We start from the raw sequence: 1854 nt of genomic DNA, 5'->3' as shown, positions 1-1854 counted from the left end.
CGAGCGAAGCGAAGGGAGCCTACGTGTTTTTGTCCCTAGCGAGCGCAGCGAGTGTTAATGCGTTTGTTAGGTGCCCTGCCGATGTTGCTCGAGCATGTATGCATAGTATTCATCCGCCTTTTCAATAGCCTCCAAAATTTTTTGGTCTGTTAGAGATTCTAATGCATGCTCCGATATCAGCTTGACTTGGGGCAACGGTGAATTTTTTGCAATTTCACAAAAATATTTTATTCCCGTGATGACTTGCGTAACTTGTTCACCTACAAACATTTTTGGCACAAATGGGAGCTCGATTTGGTGTGTGTTTAGCAACGTCTCCCATGTATCTGAGCATTTAAATCCAGCTTCCCTAAAATTGCAGTTGACGATATTTATACCTTTGACTTCGATGCCCGAATAACTTTTAAATCGCCCTCTCATGACTCCGTCCATGAACCAAGTAAACGGCTGACCTATGGTTCCATTTAGTTCACGAATATTTTCGTTACCAAAAAAATTGAGCCGAACTTCTCGTATTGCCATAAATCTCCTGGGGCACCTAACGGCCCGCATAACGGGCAAAAATACGTAGGCTATAATACAGAGCGAAGCGAAGGGGGCCTACGTGTTTTTGTCCCTAGCGAGCGCAGCGAGTGTTAATGCGTTTGTTATGTTCCATCAACCCCAGCCAGAAAATTGTGATAGGTAGACCAATCAGGATCTTGGGAAATTTCAATTTCTATTGGATACACCTCATGTCTTGCTAGTAATGTGTTTAACTGCGACATCCAAGAGTCCACGTCTTTAACGTACCACACCCATTCTTTTCTTCCACTTCCTGTGGCGACTAACATTAGGAAGCTAATTTCCTTCTTGTCTAACGGCGAAATAGCTTCCTCAAATTGAATTTGTCGATTATTTGCTGTTTCATTTGGCATTCCATTATTTTCGTTTACGTCAAATCCCCAGTAGATATTTATCAAATTTGGATAGTCTGATTCTATAACTCCAGTAGGAACAGAGTGCATGCTTCTATAAATTACTGGAAGTCCACTCTGTTCACCTGTTGCTGTAAAGTAAATATTTTCAGCCGTTGCAGTTGTCATCAAGAAACTCCATGTAATAAGTAACAATACCCTTTTCAAAACTTCCCTCAATATTGAACAAGGAACATAACACCCGCATAACGGGCAAAAATATGTAGGCTACAATACCAAGCGAAGAGCTGGGAGCCTACGTATTTTTGTCCCAGCGAACGTAGTGAGCGAGTTTATGCGCTTGTTAAACCAACAATGATAGCCTAAAATGACCTAATTAAAGACCTTTTAGGAGACCGTTATGGCGGCGAGAGTTTTGGCGGAAGTTGCTGCAAGTATTACAGAACTAAAAGCAAACCCTATGAAAGTTGCGAGCAGTGCATATGGTGATCCTGTTGCTATATTGAATAGGAATGAACCCGCATTCTACTGTGTCCCGGCTGAGATTTACGAAAAAATGATGGATCGTTTGGAGGATCTGGAACTACTACAGCTTGTTAGTGAAAGGCAAGGTGAAGAAAGCGTTTCGGTGAATTTGGATGACCTATAAATTAGAGTTTAAAAGAAGCGCCCTAAAAGAATGGAATAAACTAGGTAGCACTTTGCAGCAACAACTGAAAAAGAAGTTAGCAGAGAGATTAAAAACACCGCACGTAGCCCCAGATAGAGTGTTAGGTGCCGATAATGTTTATAAAATAAAATTACGTCAATCAGGATATAGGCTGGTGTATCAGGTACTTGATGACGTAGTTGTAGTTACAGTGCTAGCAGTGGGAAAACGCGAGAGAAATGAGGCTTACAAAAAAGCATTAAAAAGACTTGATGCTGAATAAGGGTT

The 1854-nt window shown here is 41.4% G+C and carries 4 protein-coding genes; 2 read left to right on the top strand and 2 right to left on the bottom strand.

Annotated elements, in window-relative coordinates:
* Window positions 1-66: 66 nt before the first annotated feature.
* Together V7R35_RS17725 and V7R35_RS17720 are read right to left on the bottom strand one after the other, a co-directional pair.
* A complete protein-coding gene (locus V7R35_RS17725; RefSeq protein WP_334016210.1) occupies window positions 67-522 on the bottom strand; it encodes a hypothetical protein in 456 nt (151 codons plus the stop codon).
* Window positions 523-647: 125 nt separating this feature from the next.
* Window positions 648-1085, bottom strand: a complete 438-nt coding sequence (locus V7R35_RS17720; RefSeq protein WP_334016209.1) for a DUF695 domain-containing protein — start codon at window positions 1083-1085, stop codon at window positions 648-650.
* Between the two features lie 232 nt (window positions 1086-1317).
* Between V7R35_RS17720 and V7R35_RS17715 the strand changes: the two genes are divergently transcribed.
* Both V7R35_RS17715 and V7R35_RS17710 read left to right on the top strand, forming a co-directional pair.
* Complete coding sequence (locus tag V7R35_RS17715) at window positions 1318-1566, top strand: type II toxin-antitoxin system Phd/YefM family antitoxin (protein WP_131137100.1); 249 nt, start codon at window positions 1318-1320, stop codon at window positions 1564-1566.
* Window positions 1556-1849: a type II toxin-antitoxin system RelE family toxin gene (locus tag V7R35_RS17710; RefSeq protein WP_007991254.1), complete on the top strand. Its 294-nt coding sequence runs from the start codon at window positions 1556-1558 to the stop codon at window positions 1847-1849. Before V7R35_RS17715 ends, V7R35_RS17710 begins: the two co-directional genes overlap by 11 nt.
* Window positions 1850-1854 lie beyond the last annotated feature (5 nt).

The organism is Alteromonas sp. S167, from assembly GCF_036864375.1.
In the GTDB taxonomy this organism is placed as follows: Bacteria; Pseudomonadota; Gammaproteobacteria; order Enterobacterales; family Alteromonadaceae; genus Alteromonas.
Note: the sequence above shows the minus strand (reverse complement) of the source record. Positions and strands in the feature narration are given on the sequence as shown.

Excerpts from the sequence above, each read along its gene's own strand:
- V7R35_RS17725 (WP_334016210.1), bottom strand. The coding sequence starts at position 522 with ATGGCAATACGAGAAGTTCGGCTCAATTTTTTTGGTAACGAAAATATT.
- V7R35_RS17720 (WP_334016209.1), bottom strand. The coding sequence starts at position 1,085 with ATGACAACTGCAACGGCTGAAAATATTTACTTTACAGCAACAGGTGAA.
- V7R35_RS17715 (WP_131137100.1), top strand. The coding sequence starts at position 1,318 with ATGGCGGCGAGAGTTTTGGCGGAAGTTGCTGCAAGTATTACAGAACTA.
- V7R35_RS17710 (WP_007991254.1), top strand. The coding sequence starts at position 1,556 with ATGACCTATAAATTAGAGTTTAAAAGAAGCGCCCTAAAAGAATGGAAT.